Genomic DNA, 4,110 nt, shown 5'->3' with positions numbered 1-4,110 from the left:
GGCCGAGAGCCAGCCGGAGCGCCCGGCAGCTGCCGTGGGTGCCGACGCGCGTGGCGGCGGTGACCAGTGAAAGTTGTGTTGAGGGCCGACGTGACCGGCGTCGGCAAGCGCGGCGACATCGTCGAAGTGGCGGACGGTTACGCGCGCAACTTCCTGGTGCCGAAGGGTCGCGCCATGCGGGCGACACCCGGAGTCAGTGCTCAGGCCTCGGCGATGCGCAAGGCCCGCGACGTCCAGGACGCTCGCCAGCGCGAGGGAGCTGAGAATGTGGCCCGCAAGCTGGTGCCGACCGCTATCCGGATACCGGTCCGGGCAGGAGCCGAGGGGCGGCTGTTCGGCTCGGTCACGGCCGCCGACGTGGCACAGGCCGTGACCGAGCAGGCGGGTGTGGACCTGGACCGGCGCCGGCTCGTCCTGGACGAGCCCATCAAGACGCTCGGCATCCACGAGATCACGGTGAAGCTGCATCCCGAGGTCGAGTTCCAGCTCACCGTAGAGGTCGTGAGCGCCGCGTCAGCCCGCACGGGCTGAGCCACTGCCGGCGGACGAGGGGCCGAGCTGGTCCACCTCGCTGCTACACCCTCCGGGTACCGTCGACCCATGTTCGGCGGCGGCTGGTGTGGAGAACTCTGGGTTAATCCCCAGCAACATCAACAAGTTCTGCCCCTAGCGACCCACAGGCTCGAGCGGCGAGGGTAGGGCGTGGTTCAATCGCTCGATGACGCCCGCCGCCGGGGGCGTAGTGGCGCCGCTGGGCGAGTTCCGCCGCACAACCTCGAGGCTGAGGAGTCGCTCCTCGGGGCGATGATCCTCTCGAGGGACGCCATCGCCACGGCCGTCGAGTGCTGCGCGGCCGAGGATTTCTACAAGCCGGCCCACGGACACGTCTTCGACGCCGTCACCACCCTGTACGCCCAGGGCGAGCCGGCCGACCCGGTCACGATCGCCGACGAGCTGCGCCGAGCGGGGTTGCTCGACGCTATCGGCGGCCCGGCGACGCTGATCTCACTCCAGGCCAACACCCCCGCCATCTCCAACGCCGGCCGCTACGCGCGCATCGTCGAAGAGCACGCCCTCCTGCGCCGCATGATCGGCGTGGCGGCCGAGATCGCCGAGCTCGGCTACGAGGTGCCCGAGGACGTGACCGCGGCGGTGGACCGGGCCGAGACGATGGTGTTCGAGGTGGCCCAGCGCCGCGGGGTCGACACCATGGCCACGGTGCGAGATCTCCTCGCTCGCACCCTGGACAACCTGGAGTCGCTGTACGACCGGGGGGATGCCATCACCGGCGTCCCGACGGGGTACAACGACCTCGACGAGCGGTTGTCCGGCCTGCAGCCGTCCAACCTCATCATCGTCGGGGCCCGGCCCAGCATGGGCAAGACGGCATTCGCCCTCGGCCTCGTGGCCCACGCGGCCATGGAGAGTCGCCAACCAGTCCTGCTCTTCTCGCTGGAGATGAGCCACCTCGAGCTCACCCAGCGGCTGCTGTGCGCCGAGGCTCGGGTCGACGCAACTCGCATGCGCAATGGCCGGTTGCTCGAGTCGGACTGGCCGAAGATCAGCACCGCCATCGGCCACCTGGGTGAAGCACCGATCTTCATCGACGACAACCCCAACATCACCGTCATGGACATCCGGGCCAAGGCGCGGCGGCTGAAGAGCCGAGAGGGTCTGGGGCTCGTCGTGGTGGACTACCTCCAGCTGATGTCCGGCCGGACCACGGCAGAGAACCGTCAGGTCGAGGTGTCGGAGATCAGCAGGGGGCTCAAGATCCTGGCCCGCGAGCTCCAGGTGCCGGTGGTGGCGCTGTCCCAGCTCTCGCGGAACCTCGAGCTGCGAGCGGACAAGCGACCCGTGCTCGCCGACCTGAGAGAATCCGGCTGTATGCCGGCGTCCACCAGGTTGCTTCGGGCCGACAACGGCCAGGAGGTGACCCTGGGTGAGCTAGTGCTGAGTCAGGAGCAGCCGCTCGTGTGGTCATTGAACGAGGACTGGCGGATGGAGCCCCGTCGCCTCGTCAAGGCCTTCCCCTCCGGCGTCAAGCCAGTCTTCCGCCTTCGGCTGGCGTCTGGATACGAGGTCGAGGCCACAGCGAACCATCAATTCCGAACCGTGACCGGCTGGACCCGACTCGACGAGCTCGCCACCGGCGACTACGTGGCCGTCCCACGACGGATAGCGCCGCCCGACGAGCCCGCTTCCTGGTGCGATGACGAGCTCGTGCTCTTGGCCCACCTCCTCGGGGACGGCTCGATGGGGCCCAACGGCGTGAAGTACTCCACGGCCGATCCGGCCAACAAGATGGCGGTCGAGCAAGCGGCCCTCCGGTTGTTCGGGATCAGGGTCGAGGGCAGCAAGCAAGGAAGAACGTGGTTGCTGTGGTTTCCTTCCCCCTACCGGCTGACGCATGGGAGGCGCCATCCCATTCGCAACTGGCTCGAGCCATTGGGACTTTGGGGCGCCCGCTCGCCGGACAAGTTCATCCCCGAAGAGATCTTCGGACTCAGCGATGTGCAGGTCGCCCTCTTCCTCCGACACCTGTGGGCGACCGATGGCTCGATCACCATGAGTCGTAATGGTCGTGGCCCCTTGGTGCGTGCGTACTACGCGACCACGAGCCGGCGCCTCGCCGATGGCGTCCGCCGAGCCCTCCTTCGGCTCGACATCCGGACCCGACTGGCGAGGACCCGGAAATCGGGGTACCGGGACTGCTGGCAGGTGCGGATCGACGGAGCCCAGCAGACGTCCGACTTCCTCAGCTCCGTCGGCTGCCATGGCGAGCGGGGGGCGCGGATCGCTGAATGCCTGGATGTCCTGGCAGCCATCAAAGCGAACCCGAACGCCGACCTGGTGCCGTGGGCGGTCGCCGAGCGGGTCCGGGCCTCAATGAGGGGTGCCGGAGTGACTGGCCGTGCCATGGCGACGGCGTTGCAGGAGGCGTACTGCGGGTCATACCTGCTTGGCGACGCCAGGCGCCCCCGGCGCTTCTCCAGGCCGCGTCTGGCGCAGATGGCGGCGGTGGTCGACGACCCGGAGCTCCGTGCACTGGCGTCGTCCGAGGTGATGTGGGACGAAGTGGTCGAGATCGTCCCTGTCGGGCAGGTGCCCACCTTTGACGCCACGGTGGAGGGCACGCACAACTTCGTAGCCAACGGCGTGATCGCCCACAACTCGCTGGAGCAGGACGCTGACGTCGTCTTGTTTATCTATCGCGACGAGGTATACCACTCGGACTCGCCGGATCGGGGAACGGCGGAGATCATCCTCTCGAAGCACCGGAACGGTCCGACGGGGCTGACCCAGCTCGCGTTCCTCGAGCACTACACGCGCTTCGCCAACATGGCTCGGGTTTGAGTGGCAACCTACCCGCATGACCGACACAACGACGCGCATCACCGAGTCCGTCGAGTGGCGTGCCCTCGAGGTCCACCACGCCCAGGTCGGGGATGTGCACCTCCGGGACCTCTTCGCCCAGGATCCGCAGCGGGGTGAGGTCATGACGGTCGAGGCGGCCGACCTGTACCTGGACTACTCGAAGAACCTGATCACGAGCGAGACGCTGGGTCTTCTCCGGGCGCTGGCCGAGCGGGCCGAGGTCCGCCAGCGGGCCGACGACATGTTCAGCGGCCGGCGGATCAATGTGACGGAGAATCGGCCCGTGTTGCATGTGGCCCTTCGGGCCCCGGAGGGGTCCTCGATCCTCGTCGACGGCACCAACGTGGTACCCGAGGTCCATGCCGTGCTCCGGAAGATGCGCGACTTCACCGGGCGGGTGCGGAGCGGCGAGTGGACGGGCTTCACGGGACGACGCATCACCAACGTGGTCAACATCGGGATCGGTGGCTCCGATCTGGGCCCGGCCATGGCCTACGAGGCCCTCGAGGACTACAGCGACCGGTCGATGACCGTGCGCTTCGTGTCCAACGTGGACGGCACCGACATCTGGGAAGCGACCCGCGACCTCGATCCGGCCGAGACCCTGTTCGTGGTGTCATCGAAGACATTCACCACGCTCGAGACGCTGACCAACGCCCACACGGCGCGGGACTGGCTGGTGGGCGCGCTCGGAGACGACAAGGCCGTGAGCCGGCACTTCGTCGCCGTCTC

At 68.0% G+C, this 4,110-nt stretch carries 3 protein-coding genes; all 3 read left to right on the top strand.

What is annotated here, in order from left to right:
* The first annotated feature begins 66 nt into the window (after nt 1-66).
* Nucleotides 67-531, top strand: a complete 465-nt coding sequence (rplI, locus tag VGF64_04150; GenBank protein ID HEY1633926.1) for a 50S ribosomal protein L9 — start codon at nt 67-69, stop codon at nt 529-531.
* A 171-nt stretch (nt 532-702) separates the two neighbouring features.
* Nucleotides 703-3,357, top strand: a complete 2,655-nt coding sequence (locus VGF64_04145) for a replicative DNA helicase (GenBank protein HEY1633925.1) — start codon at nt 703-705, stop codon at nt 3,355-3,357.
* A 16-nt stretch (nt 3,358-3,373) separates the two neighbouring features.
* The coding region (pgi, locus tag VGF64_04140) for a glucose-6-phosphate isomerase (GenBank protein ID HEY1633924.1) at nt 3,374-4,110 on the top strand (737 nt) is incomplete at its 3' end.

This window comes from Acidimicrobiales bacterium (genome assembly GCA_036491125.1).
Lineage (GTDB): Bacteria > Actinomycetota > Acidimicrobiia > Acidimicrobiales > AC-9 > AC-9.
This window is presented reverse-complemented; position numbering and strand designations above follow the sequence as displayed.